The sequence below is a fragment of the Pseudoalteromonas sp. MT33b genome (assembly GCF_014117385.1).
Lineage (GTDB): Bacteria > Pseudomonadota > Gammaproteobacteria > Enterobacterales > Alteromonadaceae > Pseudoalteromonas > Pseudoalteromonas lipolytica.
In genome coordinates this window covers 2,105,833-2,129,862 of sequence record NZ_CP059831.1, presented here as the reverse complement: position 1 = coordinate 2,129,862, position 24,030 = coordinate 2,105,833, and the positions used below count along the sequence as shown (strand labels likewise).

The 24,030-nt window shown below is 41.6% G+C and carries 20 protein-coding genes; 8 read left to right on the top strand and 12 right to left on the bottom strand.

Annotated features, from left to right (window positions below; all coding sequences use genetic code 11):
- The first annotated feature begins 2 nt into the window (after window positions 1-2).
- The 5 genes from dnaX to adk all read left to right on the top strand — a co-directional run bounded on the left by dnaX (window position 3) and on the right by adk (window position 6,293).
- Complete coding sequence (gene dnaX, locus H3302_RS09695; RefSeq protein ID WP_075593167.1) at window positions 3-2,390, top strand: DNA polymerase III subunit gamma/tau; 2,388 nt, start codon at window positions 3-5, stop codon at window positions 2,388-2,390.
- A 59-nt stretch (window positions 2,391-2,449) separates the two neighbouring features.
- Entirely contained in the window at window positions 2,450-2,776 is a 327-nt protein-coding gene (locus H3302_RS09690; protein WP_036967566.1) for a YbaB/EbfC family nucleoid-associated protein, read from the top strand.
- 10 nt (window positions 2,777-2,786) lie between these two features.
- On the top strand, window positions 2,787-3,395 hold the full coding sequence (gene recR, locus H3302_RS09685) for a recombination mediator RecR (RefSeq protein ID WP_036967569.1): 609 nt from the start codon (window positions 2,787-2,789) through the stop codon (window positions 3,393-3,395).
- Between the two features lie 159 nt (window positions 3,396-3,554).
- The gene (gene htpG / locus H3302_RS09680; RefSeq protein ID WP_036967589.1) at window positions 3,555-5,468 is read left to right on the top strand and encodes a molecular chaperone HtpG; all 1,914 of its coding nucleotides are present in this window, start codon (window positions 3,555-3,557) and stop codon (window positions 5,466-5,468) included.
- 180 nt (window positions 5,469-5,648) lie between these two features.
- Window positions 5,649-6,293 (top strand): adenylate kinase, encoded by a 645-nt coding sequence (gene adk / locus H3302_RS09675; RefSeq protein WP_036967590.1) that lies wholly within the window; start codon window positions 5,649-5,651, stop codon window positions 6,291-6,293.
- A 64-nt stretch (window positions 6,294-6,357) separates the two neighbouring features.
- Here adk and tpx read toward each other — a convergent pair whose 3' ends face one another.
- Window positions 6,358-6,939: a thiol peroxidase gene (gene tpx, locus H3302_RS09670; RefSeq protein ID WP_065978729.1), complete on the bottom strand. Its 582-nt coding sequence runs from the start codon at window positions 6,937-6,939 to the stop codon at window positions 6,358-6,360.
- 207 nt (window positions 6,940-7,146) lie between these two features.
- On the opposite strand from tpx, the gene H3302_RS09665 reads away from it, so the two are divergent.
- Together H3302_RS09665 and H3302_RS09660 are read left to right on the top strand one after the other, a co-directional pair.
- Window positions 7,147-8,151: a response regulator gene (locus H3302_RS09665; RefSeq protein ID WP_036967595.1), complete on the top strand. Its 1,005-nt coding sequence runs from the start codon at window positions 7,147-7,149 to the stop codon at window positions 8,149-8,151.
- Window positions 8,152-8,154: 3 nt separating this feature from the next.
- The gene (locus H3302_RS09660; RefSeq protein ID WP_036967597.1) at window positions 8,155-9,120 is read left to right on the top strand and encodes a diguanylate cyclase; all 966 of its coding nucleotides are present in this window, start codon (window positions 8,155-8,157) and stop codon (window positions 9,118-9,120) included.
- Between the two features lie 203 nt (window positions 9,121-9,323).
- Here the strand turns inward: H3302_RS09660 and H3302_RS09655 are convergent, their stop codons facing one another.
- From H3302_RS09655 to H3302_RS09635, 5 genes are all read right to left on the bottom strand, one after another.
- Window positions 9,324-10,205, bottom strand: a complete 882-nt coding sequence (locus H3302_RS09655) for a universal stress protein (RefSeq protein WP_118844414.1) — start codon at window positions 10,203-10,205, stop codon at window positions 9,324-9,326.
- 5 nt (window positions 10,206-10,210) lie between these two features.
- Complete coding sequence (locus H3302_RS09650; protein ID WP_036967604.1) at window positions 10,211-11,725, bottom strand: SpoVR family protein; 1,515 nt, start codon at window positions 11,723-11,725, stop codon at window positions 10,211-10,213.
- A 20-nt stretch (window positions 11,726-11,745) separates the two neighbouring features.
- Complete coding sequence (locus H3302_RS09645) at window positions 11,746-13,032, bottom strand: YeaH/YhbH family protein (RefSeq protein ID WP_036967607.1); 1,287 nt, start codon at window positions 13,030-13,032, stop codon at window positions 11,746-11,748.
- 26 nt (window positions 13,033-13,058) lie between these two features.
- The gene (locus tag H3302_RS09640) at window positions 13,059-14,981 is read right to left on the bottom strand and encodes a PrkA family serine protein kinase (RefSeq protein WP_065978710.1); all 1,923 of its coding nucleotides are present in this window, start codon (window positions 14,979-14,981) and stop codon (window positions 13,059-13,061) included.
- 239 nt (window positions 14,982-15,220) lie between these two features.
- Complete coding sequence (locus H3302_RS09635) at window positions 15,221-15,802, bottom strand: superoxide dismutase (protein ID WP_036967613.1); 582 nt, start codon at window positions 15,800-15,802, stop codon at window positions 15,221-15,223.
- A gap of 262 nt (window positions 15,803-16,064) precedes the next feature.
- Between H3302_RS09635 and H3302_RS09630 the strand changes: the two genes are divergently transcribed.
- Complete coding sequence (locus H3302_RS09630; RefSeq protein WP_036967616.1) at window positions 16,065-16,403, top strand: Grx4 family monothiol glutaredoxin; 339 nt, start codon at window positions 16,065-16,067, stop codon at window positions 16,401-16,403.
- 40 nt (window positions 16,404-16,443) lie between these two features.
- Here the strand turns inward: H3302_RS09630 and H3302_RS09625 are convergent, their stop codons facing one another.
- From H3302_RS09625 to H3302_RS09600, 6 genes are all read right to left on the bottom strand, one after another.
- Window positions 16,444-17,727 carry a PAS domain-containing sensor histidine kinase gene (locus H3302_RS09625; RefSeq protein WP_182395038.1) on the bottom strand — a complete coding sequence of 428 codons (1,284 nt, stop codon included), beginning with the start codon at window positions 17,725-17,727 and terminating at the stop codon, window positions 16,444-16,446.
- Entirely contained in the window at window positions 17,727-19,055 is a 1,329-nt protein-coding gene (locus H3302_RS09620) for a sigma-54 dependent transcriptional regulator (RefSeq protein ID WP_182395035.1), read from the bottom strand. The genes H3302_RS09625 and H3302_RS09620 overlap by 1 nt, the downstream gene beginning before the upstream one ends.
- 117 nt (window positions 19,056-19,172) lie before the next feature.
- Window positions 19,173-20,378, bottom strand: coding sequence for an ABC transporter permease (locus tag H3302_RS09615; protein WP_182395033.1), 1,206 nt, complete (start codon window positions 20,376-20,378; stop codon window positions 19,173-19,175).
- An 11-nt stretch (window positions 20,379-20,389) separates the two neighbouring features.
- Window positions 20,390-21,703 carry an ABC transporter permease gene (locus H3302_RS09610; protein ID WP_036967626.1) on the bottom strand — a complete coding sequence of 438 codons (1,314 nt, stop codon included), beginning with the start codon at window positions 21,701-21,703 and terminating at the stop codon, window positions 20,390-20,392.
- A gap of 2 nt (window positions 21,704-21,705) precedes the next feature.
- On the bottom strand, window positions 21,706-22,413 hold the full coding sequence (locus H3302_RS09605) for an ABC transporter ATP-binding protein (protein ID WP_036967628.1): 708 nt from the start codon (window positions 22,411-22,413) through the stop codon (window positions 21,706-21,708).
- A gap of 21 nt (window positions 22,414-22,434) precedes the next feature.
- Entirely contained in the window at window positions 22,435-23,688 is a 1,254-nt protein-coding gene (locus H3302_RS09600; RefSeq protein ID WP_182396410.1) for an efflux RND transporter periplasmic adaptor subunit, read from the bottom strand.
- Window positions 23,689-24,030: the final 342 nt, after the last annotated feature.

The window sequence follows — 24,030 nt, the reverse complement described above, 5'->3', positions numbered from 1 at the left end:
TAATGAGTTATCAGGTTCTAGCAAGGAAATGGCGACCACAAACCTTTCACGAGTTAGTGGGACAGTCTCATGTTAAGCAAGCGTTAGTGAATGCATTAACACAAAACAGACTTCATCATGCTTATCTCTTTACTGGAACCCGTGGGGTGGGTAAAACAACCATCGCACGTATATTTGCTAAAAGTCTAAACTGCGATAAAGGAATTTCTGCAGAACCTTGTGGTCAATGCTCAAGCTGTACCGACATTGAAGCGGGTCGCTATATTGATTTATTAGAAATCGATGCTGCATCGCGTACCAAGGTAGAAGACACCCGTGAAATCCTTGATAACGTGCAATATGCACCAACGCGAGGTCGTTATAAGGTTTACCTTATCGATGAAGTTCACATGCTTTCAAAGCACAGTTTCAATGCGCTACTTAAAACATTGGAAGAGCCGCCAGAGCATGTGAAATTTTTATTAGCCACGACTGATCCACAAAAACTGCCAGTGACAATTCTATCGCGCTGTTTACAGTTTAATTTAAACGCGTTATCACAATCAGAAATTCATGATCAACTTGCTCATGTTCTTAATCAAGAACAATTAAGCTTTGATGATAAATCGTTGTCTATCCTTGCTAAAGCCGCCGATGGCAGTATGCGAGACGCCTTAAGCTTAACCGATCAGGCTATTGCTCAGACAAACGGTAATATTAATCATCAAGCTGTTCAAACCATGCTTGGTTTGATGGATACACATTACAGTCAAACCATGTTAGCAGCCGTTTTATGCCAAGATGGTGATGCACTTCTGGCCGAAGTGAAAGCGGTTGTCAGTCGAAACCCAAATTTTGTCGCCTTATTGGATGATTTAATTGCACTTACTCACCTTATTCAGCTTGTGCAATTAGTCCCCAGTGCCGCTGCACTTGATGAGACTAACCGAGACTTTATTGAGCAGGTTGCACAAACAACCGATGCTCAACAAATGCAAGTGTATTACCAGTTGCTGTTAAATGGTAAAAAAGATTTGCAATGGGCACCGGATGCAAAACTAGGGTTTGAAATGATCATGTTGCGTTTGTTGGCATTCCAACCGACACAATTTGCGCAAAGCCAAACACCGACAAATAGTCAACAGCAGGTGAAACCAAGTGGTGCAGGTGCACTACGTGATATCTTAAAAAAATCATCAGCTCAGCGTGAACAAGCAGCATCCGAGCAAACGTCTACGGCAGTAAACCAAGCACCTTTGCAGCCACAGCCAATAAAAGCCGAGCCTACGGTTACACAAGCGGCAGCACCACAGATTGACCTAAAACCTGAACAAAAAGTCGATAATACAGCTGAGCAGTCACAACAACCTAGTCAATCTTTTGATACGTCAGGGAGTTCTGATAAACAGTCAGCGGCTTCTTTGTATCAACAAAATAGTACCGATACGCCTGATATGCCAGCGACAGAATACTATGATGATTACGATGCTCAAATGGACTCATCGCTTGCAGCGCAATATGATGATGTGATGAGTAGCGCTTATGATCAGGGTTTTATTGCTAACGAGCCAGATGTGCAACCACTGCCGCAGGCAGAGCAAACAGCGCCTGTGCAATTACAACAGCAGCAAAGCTTGGCTCAATCGGCAATTGCACGTATTTTAAAAGATCGTAATATTTCTGGTGCAGGGCGTTTAAGCGGTGCTGCAAGTCAAACTGACATAAAGCCAGAGCCCGCGGAATCGACAGTACATGAGCCAACGCAACATGGTTCAGCATCAACGAATTTTCAACCTCAGCAGCAAACAGTGGCTGCTGATGTAAAAAAGCCAAGCCCCCAGCCGACGGGGGAGAGCAGTCATAAAGTAAAAAAAGTCGACTTTAAAGCAAAGCATCAAACCATAACAGAAAATTTAGCCCCTGAGTTGCTTGAGCAGATTAATCCACAAAAAGCACCGGAGCCTGTAGCAGAAGAGCCTAGTATTCCTGTTCCTGATGATTTTGAAAGCCCGATCAGCAGTATTAAATTTGCACACGAACAAGATGAATGGGCTTATTTAATAAAACGTATGGGACTAGGTGGGCGTATGCGTCAATTTGCGCTACATTCTATTTTCACAAAGAATGATCGTCAGCTTCATATTGAAGTCGACTCTTCACAACGTCACCTCGACAGCGCCGTACTAAGACAAAAGCTCAACGCAGCGTTAAGCGAGATTTATGGCCATAATGTAGAGCTCAATATCGACTTTGCAGATGGGGTGATAGATTCGCCTTATTTGATTCAGCAAAAGATTGATGCAGGCCGTCATCAACAAGCAATAGATGTAATAAATAGCGATGAGAACATTGTGCAATTTCAACAATTATTTAGCGCAATAATCGACGAAAACAGTATTCAGGCATTGTAATTACACACAATAGCCCTTATCTTCATGCCAATTAAAGTAGTTTAGAAAGAGAGACAGTTATGTTTAAAGGTGGAATGGGTAACATGATGAAGCAAGCGCAGCAAATGCAAGAGCGCATGCAAAAAGCCCAAGAAGAAATCGCAAACCTAGAAGTTGTAGGTGAAGCAGGTGCAGGCCTAGTTAAAGTAACGATGCTAGGTAACCACAATGTACGTCGTGTAGAGCTTGACGAAAGCCTAATGGAAGACGACAAAGATATGATCGAAGATTTACTTGCAGCAGCATGTAATGACGCTGTACGCCGTGTTGCCGAAGAAACACAAGAGCGCATGAGCAAAGTAACTGGCGGTATGCAATTACCACCAGGTATGAAAATGCCATTCTAAGTGAACATTTATGCAACTATCGCCTAGTTTAACACAGTTAATTGAAGCACTGCGCTGCCAACCGGGTATTGGCCCGAAGTCAGCACAGCGTATTGCTTTTCATTTACTTGAACGCGACCGCCAAGGGGGTAAACAACTTGGCCACGCACTCACAAAAGCAATGGATGAAGTAGGGCACTGTCAGTCTTGTCGTACCTTCACAGAGCAGCCTGTGTGCGATATTTGTTCAAGTGTTAAACGCCAAGATAGTGGTTTATTGTGTGTGGTTGAATCGCCAACCGATGTACTTGCTATTGAACAAACCGGACAATATCAAGGGCTTTACTTCGTTTTAATGGGTCACTTGTCACCAATTGATGGCATAGGCCCCAAAGAAATCGGCCTTGATATCCTAGAAAGTAAACTGCAAAACGGCGGCATTAATGAGGTGATCCTCGCAACCAACCCAAGTGTTGAAGGTGAAACCACAGCCCATTATATTGCAGAGCTTTGTCACAAATACCAAGTGAATGCTTCACGCATTGCTCACGGTGTGCCAGTTGGTGGTGAGCTTGACTTGCTTGATGGCATGACCCTAATGCATGCCTTTAGCGGGCGACGCGCAGTAAATCAAAACTAATACCCAAAACGGTATCAAAAGCCTGCTTAATGCAGGCTTTTTTGTGTTTTATCTCCAATTTACCTGCAAATTTAATTTTTTGCCTTGAAGTTCCTAAAGCCTGCCCCATATATGAGTCATAGTGCAGATAAGACACTTTGTTAATTGGAGATTTACACAATGACTGCAGCACAAAAAGAAACATTAGGCTTTCAAACAGAAGTCAAACAACTATTAAACCTGATGATTCATTCTCTTTATTCTAATAAAGAGATTTTCCTACGTGAACTCGTATCAAACGCGTCAGATGCGGCAGATAAATTACGTTTCCTTGCGCTTTCAAATGGCGATTTATATGAAAACGATGCCGACTTAAAAGTACGTATCAGTGCCGATAAAGATGCAAACACAGTGACTATTACTGATAACGGTATCGGTATGAGCCGTGAAGATGTAATTAACTCATTAGGTACGATTGCAAAATCAGGCACGGCAGAGTTTTTTCAAAACTTAACGGGTGACCAAAGCAAAGATTCACAATTAATTGGTCAATTCGGTGTAGGCTTTTACTCAGCATTTATCGTTGCGGATAAAGTAACGGTACGCACCCGTAAAGCCGGTGAGAGCCAAGGTATTGAATGGCAATCAGCTGGTGAAGGCGAATACACGCTACAAGAAATTGATAAGCCAACCCGTGGTACTGAAATTATTCTTCATTTACGTGAAGACGAAAAAGAATTTGCTGATGAATATCGCTTACGCAGTATCGTTACTAAATACTCTGACCATATTTCAATTCCTGTTGAAATGTACAAAGCAGAAGTACCAGAATCTGAAGGTCCTGATGGCGAGAAAATCCCAGCACAACCAGGCGAATGGGAAGGTATTAACCGCGCAACGGCACTGTGGACTCGCGACAAGTCAGAAGTAACAGACGAAGAATACAAAGAATTCTATAAACATATTGGTCATGATTGGGAAGAGCCATTAAGCTGGGCGCATAACAAGGTTGAAGGTAAAACTGAATACACAAGCTTGTTATACATCCCGAAAAAAGCACCATTCGATTTATGGAATCGTGACCGTCAAACAGGTTTAAAACTGTATGTGCAACGCGTTTTCATTATGGATGATGCTGAGCAATTTATGCCAAGCTACCTGCGTTTTGTGAAAGGTCTACTTGATTCAAATGACTTACCACTTAACGTATCGCGTGAAATCTTACAAGATAACAAAGTGACACAAGCAATCCGTAAAGGGTGTACATCGCGTGTCCTTAAAATGCTTGAGCGCATGGCTAAAAACCGTGAAGAAGATTATCAAACGTTCTGGAACGAGTTTGGTCAAGTGTTAAAAGAAGGCCCAGCAGAAGACATGGCAAACAAAGAAGTTATTGCTAAGTTGCTGCGTTTCTCTTCAACACACACAGACGAAAGCACACAAAATGTATCGCTTGATCAATACATTGAGCGTATGAAGCCAGAACAAGATAAGATCTACTACGTGGTTGCCGATTCATTTGCTGCGGCAAAAAATTCACCGCACCTAGAAATCTTCCGTAAGAAAGGCATTGAAGTATTGCTACTAAGTGACCGTGTTGATGAGTGGATGATGAGCTACCTAACAGAGTTCAACGAAAAATCATTCCAGTCAATCACTCGTGGTGACTTAGACCTTGGCAACATGGATGATGAAGAAACCAAAAAAGCGCAAGAAGAGTCAGAAAAAGAAGTGGCAGGCTTAGTTGAACGTATTAAGACAGCCCTGGGTGATAGTGTTAAAGATGTACGCTTTACGCACCGTTTAACCGACTCGCCTGCCTGTGTTGTTGCTGATGAGCATGACATGAGCTCGCAAATGCAAAAACTAATGGAATCAGTAGGTCAAACAGTGCCTGAGCAAAAGCCAATTTTTGAGCTTAATCCAGAGCACCAACTTGTGAAGCATTTAAATGTTGAACAAGATGAAGACAAGTTTACTCAGTGGTCACATGTCCTACTTGACCAAGCATTACTGGCTGAGCGCGGTACCTTAAAAGACCCTGCTGGCTTTGTAACTCGCTTGAATAAACTAATGCTAGATTTAAGCAAGTAAGCGTTTTTACAGTTTGAATTAGAAAAGGAAGCCCAGCTTCCTTTTTTATTGCCGCTAATATAGGCAATTGGTATAAGTTACTTGAGGTATAGCCTCAGTTGTGGAAGAATTCAGGCTCTAAAAACAAAACTCCACTGATCGACCATAATTAAAGATTAGTATCACACAGAGGACAATGATATGCGCATTATTCTTTTGGGCGCGCCGGGTGCAGGTAAAGGTACTCAAGCTCAGTTTTTGATGGACAAATACGGTATTCCACAAATTTCTACGGGCGATATGCTGCGTGCAGCAATCAAAGAAGGTACACCGCTTGGTCTTGAAGCTAAAAAAGTAATGGATGCAGGTCAATTAGTATCTGATGAAATCATTATTGGTCTTGTTAAAGAGCGTATTGCAAAGCCTGATTGTGAAAAAGGTTTCTTGCTAGATGGTTTCCCACGTACTATTCCTCAAGCTGATGCAATGAAAGAAAATGGCGTGGTTGTTGACCATGTTATTGAATTTGATGTTGCTGACGAAATCATCGTTGAGCGCATGGGCGGTCGTCGTGTACACCCAGGTTCTGGCCGTGTATATCATGTTGTTTACAATCCACCAAAAGTAGATGGTAAAGACGATATCACAGGTGAAGACCTTATTATTCGTGATGACGATACTGAAGAAACAGTACGTAAACGTTTAGGTATTTACCACGACCAAACTAAACCACTTGTTGACTATTACCAAGCTGAAGCAAAAGCGGGTAACACTCAGTACCACAAACTGGATGGTACACAAGCTGTTGAAGCAGTAAGCCAACAACTTGGTGAACTACTTGGTTAATCTTAGGATTAACTAAGCAAAAAAACCGCCTGTTGGCGGTTTTTTGTTTTTAGTATCGCTGAGGTTATAGCTTTTTCAGTGCATCAATTGCGCTGTCGTAATCGGGCTCTTTAGAGAGGTTATCGACAAGTTGTTTGTAAACGATTTTGTGTTCCTTATCTAAAACGAACACTGCACGGGTTAATAACCCCATATCCTTAATGATCAAACCATAGTTTTGACCAAAGTCACGCCAAACAGAGTCAGACAATGCCGTGACCTTATCGATATTTTCGGCTTTACAAAAGCGTTTTTGCGCAAAGGGTAAATCAGCACTTAATGTTAGCATTGCAATGCTGGGAAACTCAGAAGCTACTTTTTCATTAAAATGTTTTGTTTGAATACTGCAAACGCCCGTATCAAGGCTTGGCACAACACTTAATAATACGGCTTGCCCTTGATAGTCGTTGAGAGTGACAGGGGTGAAATTACCATCTACGACCTTGAAGTTAGGGGCTTGCTGACCTACTTTAACACCTTGTCCAAGTAATGTGACGGGTTTCGATTGTGCAGAAACTTTGCCAGCATCTAAACTATTTTCTACTAAATCATTGGCATAACTGAATGTACAAACTGCTCCAAGAGCAAACATAAGAGGGCGTAACAACATTACTTCATTCCTTCAAATTAACGCATTTAACATCAGTGTATTATACTGAACCAATAGCTCCAAGGTTTACCACAATTTAAAATTGTAAATAACCTGTAGTTTGATTAACATGTGTGCGTAGTCCGATTTTTGTTTATAAAAATAATAATAAAGTTAGTGCATTTTGTATTAGCTAGTTCAAAAGTGCGTATTTAGAGAGAATATATGTCAACATCGGTATTAGTTTGTGATGATTCAAAATTAGCGCGTAGACAATTAGCGCGCTCTTTACCTGATGATTGGGATATAAAAGTCGAATTTGCTGAAAACGGCATTCACTGTATTGAACAAATTAAGCGTTTACAGCCCGAAATTTTATTTCTTGATTTAAATATGCCCGAAATGGATGGTTATGAAGTGTTGCAAGCCATTCAAGATCAAGGCTTACATGTATTAACCGTTGTCGTCTCGGGCGATATCCAGCCAAATGCGCATCAACGCGTGCTTGAACTTGGCGCAATCGATTTTATTCAGAAACCCTGCTCAGCAGAAAAGCTCGCGAACATTATTGAACATCATGGTATTAAAGACAAAGCCATGCGGGAGCGCTTAGCAAATAAGCTAGGTGAGCAAGTCGACCCCGATGTACGTGACATATACCAAGAACTCACCAATGTTGCTATGGGCCAAGCAGGGGACTTATTAGCACGTTTATTGAATGTGTTTGTAAAGCTTCCAATTCCGAACGTAAATGTACTTGAAGTCAATGAGCTTGATATGGCCTTGCGGTCGATTGATGCCAATGCCTCAACGTCAGGTGTGTGCCAAGGCTTTATTGGCGGTGGCGTGTCGGGTGAAGCGTTATTGCTGTTAAATGATTCGAGTTTTAAAGAAATTGCTTCGTTAATGAATTACGAAGGAGAGCTTAACAATAAAGTTGAGCTTGAACTGTTAATGGATGTCAGTAACATCTTAATAGGCGCTATTTTGAGTGGGCTGTCAAAGCAACTTGATATGCGTTTTAGTCAAGGTCATCCGGTGGTGTTAGGTCAGCATTGTGATGTGTCTGATTTGGTTAAAGCCAATAAATCACGTTGGCAACGAACTCTCGCCATTGAGATCAGTTACGGCATTGAAAATCACAACATTAATTGTGATCTTATGTTGCTGTTTACTGAGGACTCATTAAAAACTTTAAAATATAAAGTAGCTTATTTATTAGAAGACTAAACTATGCCTGCAGCCGATTTTAATATGAATGAACTCCATTGGTTAATGGATATGTTTAATACCGTTGATGTAGGCCTTGTGGTGCTTGATAGAGACTATAAAGTCTGCATTTGGAATGGTTTTATGGAAAACCATTCGGGTTTATTGCCAAGCGCAGTAAAAGACAAAGACTTATTTGATCTCTTTCCATCAATTGATGAAAAATGGTTTCGTAGTAAGTCTGAATCTGTGTTTATTCTTAATAATCGCTCGTTCACGATTTGGGAGCAGCAACCCTATATTTTCCGTTTTAAAAATTACCGTCCAATTACCGGTAAAGCGGATCATATGTATCAAAATGCTACCTTTATTCCGCTCACCACAACGACCGGCGAAGTATCACATATCTGTATTATTATTTACGATGTGACCGATGAAGCGGTGAATAAAAAAGAACTTGAAGACGTTAATGCGAAGCTCGAACAAATGAGTCGCACTGATGCATTGACACAGCTAACTAATCGCGGATTCTGGGAGCAAAAACTACGTAAAGAATACATGCGTATTTCCAGAAGCGGTGGCTGCAGTACGTTATTAATGTTTGATATCGACCATTTTAAAACCGTTAACGATGAGCATGGGCATCGTGCTGGTGATGAAGCACTGCGTCATATTGCTGATTTATTGAGAAAAACATTACGTGAAACTGATTTAGCAGGCCGTTATGGTGGTGAAGAATTTGCCGTAACTTTGCTTGATACGGATCATGAAGGTGCAATGATCTTTGCAGAGCGTTTACGTGCTCTTATTGAAAATTCGTCAATTTATTTTGGTGATAAACAAATTAAACTCACGGTGAGTATTGGCTTTGCGTGCTCTGATGAGAAAAAGTTTGAGCGTTATGAAAAGTGGATTGAAGCAGCTGATCAAGCCTTATACCACTCTAAACAAAATGGCCGTAATAAAGTGACGGCTTATTCAGACTTATGACACCAATTGCAAAACAAGACTTAATCTTTTTGAGGCATTAAACCTGTCGCTACCTGCGTTAAAAATGTCTGATTTACGACTGCATGGATGTATGCGCAATTGCCGAGAACATCTAAATAACGACATTTTTGCCGTGTTATCAACGCGGTTTTATTGCCTCAAAATAGACCACCTAATTAAGCTAATTGATATTAAGTCTGGCTTTAGTTATCGAAAGGAGGGATCACTAAAATATCCGTTTTTAGTAATTTCATAACCTTTTCTGCTGTATTACCAATAAGATGCCCTTTAATTCCTGTATTACCCACCGTACCCATTATTACAAGGTCTGCACTGAGTTTTGCGGCGATACTGGGGATCACTTGCTCGACGATACCTGCCTTAATTTCTAGCTTTTCTTTGAGGTTATATGACTCAATCAGTGCGCGTTGGGCACTGGGGAGTTTTTCATAAGCATTAATAACTTGCTCATCAGAAAAAACTAACCCCAAATCGCGTAAAAAGGGCGATACATGCACGGTATAACAAGCAAAAAAATCACTTTCATAATCAGCGGCATACGCTAGACCCATTTTTATCATTGCTTCGTTAAGACGATATTTAGTGGCTTTCTCACTGCCTAAGTCGAGCGCAGCGAGCACATTAGTATTGTTTTTCCACTTGTTATCAGCAGCTAAATAAAGCGGTAGGGGACTGAAGCGTATAAGCTGCCAATCAAGCTCACTAAACTGTGTTTCTGCATCAATATGACGCGTTTTAATCACAAGCTCGTACGCTGACGTATCAAGCTCATTAGCAAGCCACTGCTCAGGACTTTCATGCCAAAGCGTTTGGAATGTGTAGCTACCTTGCTCTAAATGGCTGTCAATTAAAGGTGATAGTGTGTCACGAATTTTACCTAATTCTTTATCCTGAATAGCAAGTGCTTCTTCGGGTGGAATCGAAAATAAAATACTGTTGGTATCTTCATAGCTAAATGCGACGATATCAATATGCCTAACCCCCTTCGCTTTTTGTTTGGCGTGAAGTATCGAGGTTTTGGCATCGGCGATAGCGTCGATGATGACCAGTATTTTTTTATCCATGTGATCTACTCTGTTGTGTGTCGTGCATCACTTTTTGGGCATTCACCAAGTAGTGAAATTTCACCGGTTGAAGATTCTTGTTCCAGTTTTACCTTAAACCCCCATAACCTGTAAAGGTGTTTCAGCACTTCATCTTTTGAGCCAGCTAACGGAATGTTTTTATGCGGTACATAGCGTAAGGTTAGAGAACGATCTCCTCTAATATCAACATTATAGATTTGTATATTGGGTTCATGATTACTTAAGTTATATTGTGCAGATAACGTTTCACGTACTTGTTGATAGCCCACTTCGTCATGTATCGCGCCGACATTAAGGGTTGGCTCTTTTTCATGATCAATAATAGTAAATAGCTTGAAGTCACGGATAATTTTAGGTGATAAAAACTGGCTAATAAAGCTCTCATCTTTAAAGTTTTGCATGGCAAAATGCAGGGTTTCTAGCCAATCGGCTCCAGCATATTCAGGGAACCACTTTTTATCTTCATCAGTGGGATTTTCACAAATTCGGCGAATATCAACCATCATATTAAAGCCCAATGCATAGGGATTAATACCAGAATAATAATTGCTGTTATAAGGCGGCTGATAAACCACATTGGTATGGCTTTGTAAAAACTCGAGCATAAAGGCATCGGTGAGTTTTCCCTCATCATACAAGTGGTTTAAAATCGTATAATGCCAAAACGTTGCCCAACCTTCATTCATCACCTGCGTTTGCTTTTGGGGGTAAAAGTATTGTGAAATTTTTCGCACAATACGGATTACTTCACGTTGCCATGATTCAAGTAGCGGGGCATTTTTCTCTATAAAATACAGAATATTTTCTTGTGGTTCCTCAGGAAATCGACGCTCGTGTTTTTTCGACTCTTGTTGAGATGTTGGAATAGTTCGCCATAATTCATTCACCTGCGATTGCAGATAATCTTCGCGTTCTTGTTGACGCTTTTGCTCTTCATACAGCGAAATTCTTTGCGGGCGCTTATACCGGTCAACCCCATAGTTCATTAAGGCATGACAAGAGTCGATAAGGTTTTCTACCTCATTAATACCGTACTTCTCTTCACAGCGCGCAATATAATTTTTCGCAAATAATAAGTAGTCGATAATAGAACCTGCATCGGTCCAGGTTTTAAATAAGTAATTACCTTTAAAAAATGAGTTGTGGCCATAGCACGCGTGCGCCATCACGAGAGCCTGCATTGGCAAGGTGTTTTCTTCCATTAGGTAAGCAATGCAGGGGTCTGAATTTATAACAATTTCGTACGCTAACCCCATTTGCCCGCGTTTATAATTTTGCTCTGTTTGAATAAACTTTTTACCGTATGACCAATGACTATAACCGATAGGCATGCCTACGCTTGAGTAAGCATCCATCATTTGTTCAGCAGTGATCACTTCTATTTGATTCGGGTAAGTATCGAGCTTATAGATCTTTGCGACTCGCTCAATTTCACTTTGGTACTGTGCTAATAAATCAAACGTCCAATCCGGTCCGTCACTAATACGTTTATCGGCCATATTTTACCTCACTCGCAAGGCTATGCGGCGCCTTGCTGCTGACGATTCTTTTTAAATAATTCACGGAAAATAGGGTAAATGTCCTCTACACCACGAATATGTTGCATGGCAAAGTTGTCGTGTGTTTGTGCTATAGATTGATACTCACGCCATAAACTTTGATGCGCACGCGCCGTAATTTCTATGTACGCATAGTAACGTACTGCTTTGAGTAATTTATTGCGGAGTATTTCACCGCAATGAGGAGAGTCATCGGCCCAGTTATCACCATCAGATGCTTGTGCAGCATAAATATTCCACTCATCTGCATGGTAACGTTCAGCGATAATTTCATTCATTAATTTCAGCGCACTCGACACAATAGTGCCACCGGTTTCTTGTGAGTAAAAAAACTCCTGCTCATCAACTTCTTTAGCTTGTGTATGGTGGCGAATGTACACGACTTCGATATCTTTGTAGCTGCGAGTCAAAAACTGATACAGCAAAATATAAAACCGTTTTGCCATATCTTTTGTTGCTTGATCCATCGAACCTGACACATCCATAAGGCAAAACATCACGGCTTTACTCGTCGGGTGGGGACGTTTTTCGTAATTGCGAAAACGTAAGTCGTAATTATCAATAAACGGCACGGCTTTTATGCGACTTTCAAGCTCTTCAATTTGACGCTCAAGCAGGGCAATGGCGGCTTTGTCGGGCTCTTCCTCTGCTTTCAAAAGCGCTAATTGTCCTTGAAGTTCGCTCAGATGTCGTTTTTTGCCCGCGGTCATTGCAACACGGCGAGCGAGCGAGCCTTGTAATGAGCGCACTATATCAATATTACTGGGCATACCATCGCTACAAAAACCAGCGCGATGCGTTTTCATTTGCACGAGTTTATCAAGTTGATTTTGCTGTAAGTTTGGCAGCTCTAAATCTTCAAATAATAAATCTAAATACTCGTCTTTAGAGATAGAAAAAACAAACTCATCTTGGCCTTCGCCCGAATCACTTGCGTCACCTTCGCCACTGCCACCCCCTTGACCGCCTCCTTGCGGGCGTTTAATTTTATCGCCCGTTGAGAATTGGTCATTTCCTGGATGTATTTGCTCCCGATCGCCCCCACGTCCTTGATGAAATACAGGCTCACTAATATCGCGCTGTGGAATAGAAATACTCTCGCCACTGCTCGTATCGGTTACGCTGCGTTTATTAATGGCATCAGATACGGCTTCTTTAATCTGTTTTTTATAACGCCTGATGAAACGCTGACGGTTCAACGTACTTTTGTTTTTTCCATTCAGGCGTCGGTCTATAAAATGCGCCATAACAACCCCCTTGAAACAAACGTTTTTTACTGCGATTTTCTAACGCGTAAATACCATTCAGAAAGTAAACGTACTTGTTTTTGGGTATAGCCTTTTTCAACCATACGGTTGACAAAGTCTTCGTGTTTTTTCTGATCTTCGGCAGAGGTTTTCGCATTGAAAGAAATAACCGGAAGCAGATCTTCGGTGTTCGAGAACATTTTTTTCTCAATCACCGTGCGAAGTTTTTCGTAACTGGTCCAAAGCGGGTTTTTGCCTTGGTTGTGCGCACGGGCGCGCAGTACGAAATTGACAATCTCGTTACGGAAATCTTTCGGGTTCGAAATACCTGCTGGCTTTTCAATTTTTTCGAGCTCTGCATTTAATGCTGCTCGATCAAAAAGTTGGCCTGTATCTGGGTCGCGATATTCTTGATCTTGAATCCAAAAATCAGCATAGGTTACGTAGCGATCAAAAATATTTTGCCCGTATTCAGAATAAGACTCTAAATAGGCAGTTTGTAGTTCTTTGCCAATAAACTCGACATACTGCGGGATTAGATAGCCCTTTAAGTGACTTAGGTAGCGTTCTTCCACATCGGCTGAGAACTGTTCGCGCTCAATTTGCTGCTCTAAAACATAAAACAAGTGAACAGGGTTTGCTGCGACTTCTGTGGTATCAAAGTTGAACACTCGCGATAAAATTTTAAAGGCAAAACGTGTAGAGAGCCCAGTCATGCCTTCGTCAACACCTGCATAATCACGGTATTCTTGGTATGACTTCGCTTTCGGGTCGGTGTCTTTTAAGCTTTCACCGTCGTAGACACGCATTTTTGAATAGATGCTTGAATTTTCTGGCTCCTTAATACGTGAAAGAGTGGTAAATTGTGCCAATGTTTTTAATGTGCCTGGTGCGCATGGCGCATCGTGAAGTTCACTGTTTTCAAGAAGTTTGTTGTAGATTTTCACTTCTTCAGAAACGCGTAAGCAGTAAGGTACCTTAACAATATAAACACGGTCCAAAAATGCTTCGTTGTTTTTGTTATTTTTAAATGTTTGCCACTCAGATTCATTCGAGTGAGCTAAAATCATGCCGTTGAAGGGAAGGGCACTAATACCTTCGGTGCCATTATAGTTACCTTCTTGGGTGGCAGTGAGTAGCGGGTGGAGTACCTTAATAGGTGCCTTAAACATTTCCACAAATTCCATCAACCCTTGGTTCGCTAAACAAAGTGCACCTGAATACGCGTAAGCATCAGGGTCATTTTGTGCAAAATGTTCAAGCTGACGAATATCGACTTTACCGACTAATGCCGAAATATCTTGATTGTTTTCATCGCCCGGTTCCGTTTTGGCGATCGCAATTTGATTCAAAATAGAAGGGTAGCGTTTTACCACTCTAAATTGGCTTATATCACCATTGAACTCACTTAAGCGCTTGGCTGCCCACGGCGACATCACTGTTTTTAAATAGCGTGGCTTAATGCCGTATTCTTTCTCGAGTAGTTCAGCATCTTCGTTTGGATCAAACAAAGCGAGAGGGTGATCATTGACAGGGGACCCTTTTATTGAATAAATAGGCACTTGTTGCATCAGGTATTTTAGTTTTTCGGCAATAGATGATTTACCCCCGCCCACAGGGCCAAGTAAATACAATACCTGCTTACATTCTTCTAAACCTTGCGCAGCATGCTTTAAGTAAGAAACGATTTGTTCAATGGCATCTTCCATACCATAAAAATCGTGGAATGCAGGGTAGCGCGCAACGACACGATTGGAGAATAATCGGCTGAGCCGCGCATCGGTCGATGTGTCAATAATTTCAGGATCACCAATGGCCATTAACAGGCGCTCAGGTGCGCTTGCGTAAGCTGATTTGTCCTTCTTACAGATCTCGAGAAATTCCTCAATACTGTATTCTTCTTCTTGCGCTGCTTCGTATCGTGATTGGTAATGCTCAAAAATACTCATAGAGACCTCCGAAAACCCGCTAAAATGACGTGTAATTAGATTAAGAAAAAAGCAAAGGTTAATTAAAGCTTAGTCACGATTTTGAATTTTTGCGCAAGAAAATTAAGAATTTAATTGAAAAAAGATCATCTTGGTACGCATTTATTATGGCGCTTGGGCTGCGGCTGAACAGTGATATAAAAAAGGCAATAAAAAAGACGCCGGAGCGTCTTTTTTGAATTACTGCAAGTTAAACAGAATTAAGCGAAGTTAGCGTTCGCGAAATCCCAGTTAACAAGTGCCCAGAAACCTTTTAGGTAATCAGGACGAACATTACGGTAATCGATGTAGTAAGCGTGTTCCCACAGATCCACAGTTAGGATTGGTGTAACACCTTCATCAGTTAATGGTGTAGCAGCATTTGATGTGTTAACGATATCAAGTGTGCCGTCAGCTAGTTTAACTAACCAAGTCCAGCTTGAACCAAAGTTGTTTACAGCTTTGTCGTTTAACGCGTCTTTGAATGCTTCGAAAGAACCCCATTTAGCGTTGATAGCGTCTGCAATAGCGCCAGTTGGTTCGCCACCACCGTTTGGAGATAGGCTGTTCCAGTAGAATGTGTGGTTCCAGATTTGCGCAGCATTGTTAAATACGCCACCTTCTGAAGAACAAACGATTTCTTCTAGAGATTTGTTTTCGAATTCAGTGCCTGGGATCAGACCGTTTAATTTTACAACGTATGTGTTGTGGTGTTTACCGTGGTGAAACTCTAGAGTCTCTTTTGAAATATGTGGCTCTAATGCATCGATTGCGTATGGTAGTGACGGTAGTTCAAATGCCATTTTTTATCTCCATCTTCTTGGTTGATAGTCCACTCAGTTATAGGTAATAGCGAGGTAAACAGCGTACTCACCTATACCAAATGGTATTATAGTGTTACTATAATTGTTGAGTATTTTACTCAAGTTTTAGCAAACAGCAATGCTATTGCTAAAGACTCTTTAAAATTGTGACTGTGATAGTCCATTTTAAGTTATATATCTGAGGCCACAGTGAATATTTTTCAAGGCCAGTGTAGTAAGTCAATGTCTTTTGAGGTTGTAAATGGAAACCATCGATAAAATTAAACAGCAAATTTCTGAAAACCCAATCCTTTTATACATGAAAGGATCACCAAAATTACCTAACTGTGGTTTTTCTTCTCAAGCATCACAAGCTTTAATGGCGTGTGGTGAACCGTTTGCTTACGTTGACATTCTTCTTAATCCAGATATTCGTGCAGAGTTACCTGCTTACGCTAATTGGCCAACATTCCCACAACTTTGGGTTGAAGGTGAATTAATTGGTGGCTGTGACATTATCATCGAAATGTTTCAACGTGGTGAATTACAACCATTAATCACAGAAACAGCAGCAAAGTACAAAGAACAAGACGCTGAGTAATCTTACTTAGTTTGCCGAGAAAGCCGCATAAGCGGCTTTTTTATTGCGCTAAAATCACATGCACACTTAAGCCACCTTGCTCGCGGTTATGAAGGCTAATTTGCCCGTGATGTGCTTCAACTATTTCTCGGCACAGCGCTAGCCCTAAACCACTGCCTGTTGATTTAGTGGAGTAAAAGGGGATCAGTGCATTCGCCATTACAGTTTCGCTCATGCCTTTGCCTCTGTCGCTCACAGTAATGTGGGTGCTGGCCATTTCTTGTTGAATACTCAGACTGATGTCTTCAGGTTTAGTACCCGATTCGTACGCATTTTTTAATAAATTAATCAGCAGTTGCTCAAGCTGAGTATGATCGGCTTGTGTATTTACGTTATCGCCAAGAGTAATATTGACTTGCCATTGGCTTTTTAATTGCTCGACGATTGATGGCCAGTTAACCGCTGATAACTGAGGAGTGGGTAATTTGGCAAATTTACCATAGCCTTGAACAAATTCGTTAAGGTGTTTGATACGGTCTTCAATGGTGGTGAATACGCGTTTTAAACGAGGCTCGTCGACTTCTTTTGTTAATAACTGTGCGCTGTGGAGCATTGATGACATTGGGCCTAGCGAATTATTGAGTTCGTGGCTGATGATACGGATTACTTTTTTCCATACTTCAACCTCTTGGCGGCTGAGTTCCCGTGTGAGCTGTTTGAACACATACAGTTGGTGGTATTGATTATTAAGTAATAAGCGGCCCGTTGCCATATGCCAAGTTTGTGATTCTTGTTCCGTTTTATCGAGGGTAAATAAGCCATCAATCCCTTTGTTTATAGCACGTGTCAGTTGTTCAGAGCAGGTACTAATCACATTTTCTAGTTTAAGTCCTTCGATAGCTGATTTTGCTTCAAACAAGCTACGAGCACTGTGATTACTGTAAACAATAAAACCTTGATCGTTAATAAGTAGCACCGCTTGCTCAGAGCTTTGCAGTACTTTGTCGAGCATTAATTCACGCTGGTATATCCATTGCTTTTCTTGGCGAAGTTGCTTTGCTGTTTGGTTATAAAGTCGGCATAAGTCACCCAGTTCATCTTTGCTATCATAGGCCAAAAGGGTGGCCAGTTCACCGTCTTTAAAGTTCAGCAATCCAGATTCAAGAGACGCTATACCGTCAGCTAAAGGGCGGCTTAACTGGTACGCCAAAAGGCCAGCTAGCAAGGCGCAACCAATGACCGCAAGCAAAGTATATAACCCAGGAAGAGCAGCAAAATAGCTTACCAGTAATAGAGGGACTACCGCTGCAACAACACACAATAGAATAATCTTATTTCTTAACATTAGTAATCTATCTTAAATTTATCGAGTCTGCGATACAGCGCTTGTCGGCTAAGACCAAAATGTCGCGCAACTTTAGCAATCACCCCTTGGTGTTCGCGCATTGCCAGTTCAATATCGTGCTTTGTCGGTTCACTTTTGGGTGATGTCGCTTTAGTGGTATCGACGTTTAAGCCAAAGTCGGCAAGTTCAATATTGCCAGTTGGTTTTAATACGGCAGCCCGTTTACACGCATTTTCAAGTTCACGTACATTACCCGGCCACGGATGGGCAAGCAGGGCTTTCTCGGTGCTTAGAGACACACTGCGATGTGGTAAAAAGTGTGCCACTAGGGCAAGAATATCATCGGGTCTGTCAGCTAGGCTAGGCAGGTTTAACTCAATAACATTGAGACGATAATATAAATCTTCACGAAAATGACCCGCTTTAATCGCGTGCGTTAAATCTTCGTTTGTTGCTGATATAACCCGCACATTTACTTTTCGAGTTTGCGTTGATCCTAAACGCTCAAATTCACCGGTTTGCAGAATACGTAATAGTTTCATTTGACCGGACAACGGTAGGTTGCCTATTTCGTCTAAAAATAATGTGCCCCCATCGGCGGCTTCAAAACGGCCAATGCGTTGCTTGGTGATACCTGTGTACGCGCCAGCTTCAGCGCCAAACAATTCAGCTTCAATGAGTTCATTTGGCAATGCACCGGCGTTAACAGTGATAAAAGGATGGTCTGCAAGCAGAGAGTTGGCTTGGACTATCTGTGCTATGCGCTCTTTGCCACTGCCATTTGGGCCAGTGATAAGCACTGATATGTCTGACTTTGCCACCTGAATAGCAAGATTAACAATATGCTCCATCGCTGTGCTTTTATAAATAAGGCCGACAAGGTTGGCAGTTTTAATAGAATCTTCGCGTTCTTGCTGGTGGCGTGCGAAAGTTTCATTTTGTTGTTTCGCTTTACCAAGTTCGAGTAAATTATTGATACAAGTAAGCAGTTTTGTATCGTCCCACGGCTTTGGTAAATAGTCTGCGGCACCCGCCTTTACAAGCTCAACAGCTGTTGCAAGCTCGGTCCATGCGGTGATTAAGATAATAGGCAGTAATGGGTTTATATCGCGTAAGTCATAAAACAGCGCCTTGCCTTCTTCACCCGAGGTGGTGTCGGCGGTAAAGTTCATATCTTGAATAACTAATGAAATACGCTGGTACTGTACTGCTTGGATTGCTTCAAATGGGGTGCTTGCAGTAACCACGGTAAAATTGTGGATCTCTAATAATAATGACAAGGCGTCTAATATCGCGGGGTTGTCATCAACAATAAGTATTTTTTCCATATTATTATTTTTTTGCTGTTTTCCTAAATATGTTAAGTAAGTCCGGTGCAAGAGCCAACTTAAGTGTGTACTTATAAATGCTACACTGTAAATCCAGTGTAGCATAGCTTGGGAGAACTAAATGGTGCGTGTTGCAATGCTGGGTGAAATGTTCGCAGCTCGTTTGGCTGGCGCAAGAACCGCAAGCAAACTCATAATAAACACAGCGCTTGCAGTGGCAATTACATAACGCACATCTAACTGAGCAATCGAGAAATGTTGCATCAGTAATTGGCCTAAATACATCGCTGCTATCATGCCTATTACTAAACCTACACTGCAAATCATGGCATTTTCGACTAAAAAGTAGCTAATAATGGCGGACTTTCTTGCTCCTAGAGCACGGCGAGTCCCAATTTGTTTCGTGCGTTTACTAATATTAAAGAGTGTAAGACCAAAGATACCCAGCGCAGTGACCAACACTAAAATTGTGATTAAAACAATTAACATACGCATCATAAGCGTGTCTTCAGCCATGTACTGCTCTTTGTCTTCATCAAGGCCGCGAATGCGCGAGATAACGCGTTTGTTGTAGTTTTTAAGCATGGCTTCTTCAACACGGTTCATTACAGACTGGCGTTGCCCAGGCTCTGTTCTTACGACAAAGCGTGCATTGCTACCTGCTTTAATGAACGGAATTAATGCCACATTATCTGGGCGACTATCTTTAAGCCATGGGCCTTTAATTACATCGACAATACCAATAATTTTTAAAGGAATATCACCAAAGTAAATAGATTGACCTAAGCCATTACCATCAGGGAAAAGCTCATCAGATAGACTTTTACTCACCACAATGACCTTCGAAAGCTCATCGTAATTCTCTGTTACGATCACTTCGTCTTTGCTGTAATTACGCCCAGCAATTAAGTTAACACCGTACGTGTTAATGCCGTGCTCGTCGATAAACATATATGAGCTACGTGCCGATTTACTCTCTTGTGGCGCCGGTTTTAAACTAAAGTCAGATGATGAACCACTGCCCGAAAGAGGTGTGGTACTAGAGTAAGCAGCATCAACCACCCCAGGAATTTGACGTAACATAGCTTCATCAAGCTCGTATTGTTGGCTTGGCGAGGTGTCTTGGCCGAACATCATCACATTAAAAATAAAAATGTCTTGTTCTGGGTAGCCTGTTTCTTGGCTTAAATAGCTAATTCTATCTTGAATAATAAACGCGGCGTTACTGACGATTGCTGTGGTAATGGCAATTTGAATTAGTAACAGAATAGCCCCAACCTTTGAGCGGCATAAGGCATGAAATATAGGTTTAATTTCTAACATAACACAGTTCCTTATTGGCTCTTAAGGTAAATAGCAGGGTTGGTTTTACACACCAGCCACGCAGGGTAAAGACCTGCGATTACACAGGTGCTAATTGCTATTACAGGGGCGCTAAGTAACATGGTTAAATCCATGGTGGCTAAGCTTTGATAGTAGCTGTAGCTTTGGCGCACACCCAAAAGTCCCACTTGGGCTAAAATAACCCCGAAAATACCGCCTAAAAATCCGAGCATGGCCACTTCGACAATGTGTTGAAAGAAAATTTGGCGTTTGCTTGCGCCTAAAGCTCTGCGTACGCCAACCTCTGGCGCACGGCGAAGAAATTTAGCCAGTAATAAGCCTAGAATATTTGCCAAACATACCGCTAAAAACATAAAGCTTAGGCCAACGAGAATTTCGTTATCTTCACTTACCACATTGTTGTATTCCATCCATTCGTTTACATCACGCAATTTCGCTTCAAGCTTTTCGCGGTTAAAGCGACCACGCTTTTGCTGTTCTTGCATATAAGCCATTAAGAAATCTTCATACGCTTGCTTTTCTGCGGGTGTTTTTAGTTCGACCCAAAATTGCAGCCAAACTAATTCAGAATTAAGCTTGTCGTTAAACGTATTGGTTTTTTCGTGCTTCCAGCCGTTTGTATTGCCCCAGTTTTCAAGCTCACGTGCTTTTAATAAGCTAAAAGGCAGGTAGAGTTGTTCGGTTTTATTAAATGCGCCGTTATTTAAATCGTAATATTTGGTCGTAATATTCCAGTCATCCATAACCCCAACCACTTCATAGCTTGCATCATCAAGGTAGATAATTTTGCCAACTGAGTTTTCTCCTGCAAATAGTTTGTCGTTGAGCTTTTTACTGATAACGACTACAGGTGCAGCAGTTGCTTCTTGTTGCTGACTCCACACGCCACCGTATAAAAATGATAAGTTAAACATGTCGAAGAAGTCGGGGGTTGTTAAACGCGCCTGACCAATAAATGGTTTTACCGTATCGGAGTCTAAATAAACAGAAAACCCAGTGCGCACCATCGTGACGCGCTTACCACCGGCTTCTGCCTTATTTAAATTAACCGCGTCTTGATAGGTTAATTGCATTGGTAAATTATCTTTTGTCCACCAAGTTGAACCCTCGTCCATTATTTGCAATTGCACACTGTATAGTTGGCTACTCTTTTGCGGGATCGGATCGGCAGACATCATGTGATACACCGACAAGCTTGTCATCGTTACACCAATGCCAATGGCAATCGCTAATACCATTAAAAAACTCACTAAGGGCGTGCGCTTAAAGCTTCGCCAACTTAAATCTAGATAATGAAGGAACATGACTATACTCCTGCCGCTTTGAGGTTTTGCGTGCCTTGGTAAAGCGTGAAATCGGCAAGTTGACCGTCCACCACTTGGATATTACGCGGGGCTCTTCGGGCAAGTTCAGGGTCGTGAGTAACCATGACAATGGTGGCGCCATCACGATTAATTTGTTCGAGCAATTCCATTACTTGGCGCGCCATTAAGCTGTCTAGGTTACCCGTTGGTTCATCGGCAAGTAAAAAACGGGGTTCACCCGCAAGTGCTCTGGCAATAGCCACGCGTTGCTGTTGTCCACCTGAAAGTTGTTGCGGTAAATGCTTAGCACGTGACGCTAAACCTACTTGCTCTAAACATTGTTCAATACGACGTTTACGCTCAGCAGCTTTAATTCCTCGATATCGCAGAGGTACTTCAATATTTTCGTATAGATTTAAATCAGGTATCAGATTAAACCCCTGGAAGATAAAGCCTATTTTTTGGTTCCGTAAATCAGCACGCTGATTATCGTTTAGACCACCTACATCAATACCATCTAAAAGATACTGGCCTTCTGAAAACGGTTCTAGCATACCGGCAATATTTAAAAAGGTCGTTTTGCCTGAACCACTCGGGCCAGTAACAGCAATAAATTCACCTTCTTCTACATGGAGATTGAAATCACGTAATGCATGAGTTTGTACCATGTCTGTTTGATACACTTTGCTGATGTTGTTCATTGTAAGCATAATAATTATTCCTTGTTGCTGTTAGCGTAATACGAGAGTCGGTGCTTGTTTATAACGGTCGTAGTTAGAGATGATTAGCTTGTCGCCTGGTTTTACCCCTTCTAACAGTTCAACGGCATTGATACTGCTAGCACCTGTTTTTATATCGATTAAATAGGCCATGTCGCCGTCTACTTTATAGGCGCGGGTACCGCCTTGTTGTAAAAACGCACCACGTTTAACTTGTAAAACATTGTCGCGGTTCTCCAAAAGAATGCGTGCGGTTAAACGTTGATTTTGGCGAATGCCGGTAATTTCTTTATCGAAGCGAACACGTGTTGTGACTTCACGGTTATTCACCTCCGGCGAGATTGCTGATAATGTCCCCATGACTTGGCGGGCACCGAGAGTTAATTCTACTTGCATGCCAAGGCCTAGCTCATTGGCAAAGCTTTCAGGTACTTGCAACTGTGCTTCAAAATTACTTAAGTCAACCAGTGTCATTAATGGTTGGCTTTGTGTAACCGCTTCTTTAGGTTGCACGAGTAAATTACCGACAATGCCACTGACGCTGGCTTTAATTGTTAACTCATTAACTTGGCGTAATAAGTCATCCACAATGAGCTGTTGACGAGCAAGGTCTCGCTCTGCAGCTTTTAGCTCGAATGCCAGTGTGTCTTTAGCAAGGCTGACTTCTTGTTCTGCATGCTTGAAGGAGAGTTTCGCGCGAGCTAAATCGTCAACGGCTTTTTCTAAATCGATCTGACTTATAAGGTGCTTCTCGATAGATAATTGCGCGCGGCGGTTTTCTCTATCAGCGGCATTTAGCTCTACCTGTGCCAAATCAAGTGCTTTTGTTAAGCTTAATTTTTGTCTACGTGCTTCAAGTTGCTTTCGTTGTAATTCGCCATCTAAACGCGCCAACACAGATTGTTGTTGTTTTAATTCATTGGTAAGCTCTGGGCTTTTAACTACAGCAATAATTTCGTTTGCTTCAACACTGTCGCCAGCCTTTACGTTAAGATCGACAAAGCCGCGCTCGGGGCTGTAAACTTTAGGTGCATTAGCCGCGACAATTTTCCCGCTTGCTGCCACATCTCTAATTAAGGTTTGCTGAGTCACTTCACTTATTTGTAAGCTGGCTTTATCAACAGACACACTCCCATCGTTGCTCGCAAAGAGTGCTTGAAAGCCAAGGGCACTCACAATAAGAACACTCACAGTGAACAACAGTGGTTTTTTAATGTTTCTTTTTTTAGCCACGGTTATATCTTGGGCACTGGTATCTTTAATCATCATACTTCCTTACGATTCTCAAAAAATATAATCATGAAGCCAATGGCAATCATGGTAAGTGGTGATGTCATAAACAAACTCATAGTGAACATGTTTCGATCCTCTAATTTGATAATGTCCTATCTATACCAATAGTGCGCCAATATTTAACTTGCTGATTTTTAATGTTTTTATTTTTATTTGAGGTTTTTATTCTGTCCGCGGACAGAAAAAGTGTCCGCAGCGGACACTTTTTAAAGTGCATTGGTTGACGCAGAGGTAAACACCTAAAGGTAAGTAAGACTAAGGTCGGCTGCTATAAAGTGCTATTTGTAACTAAGCTTAATGTATTGGTAAATATTT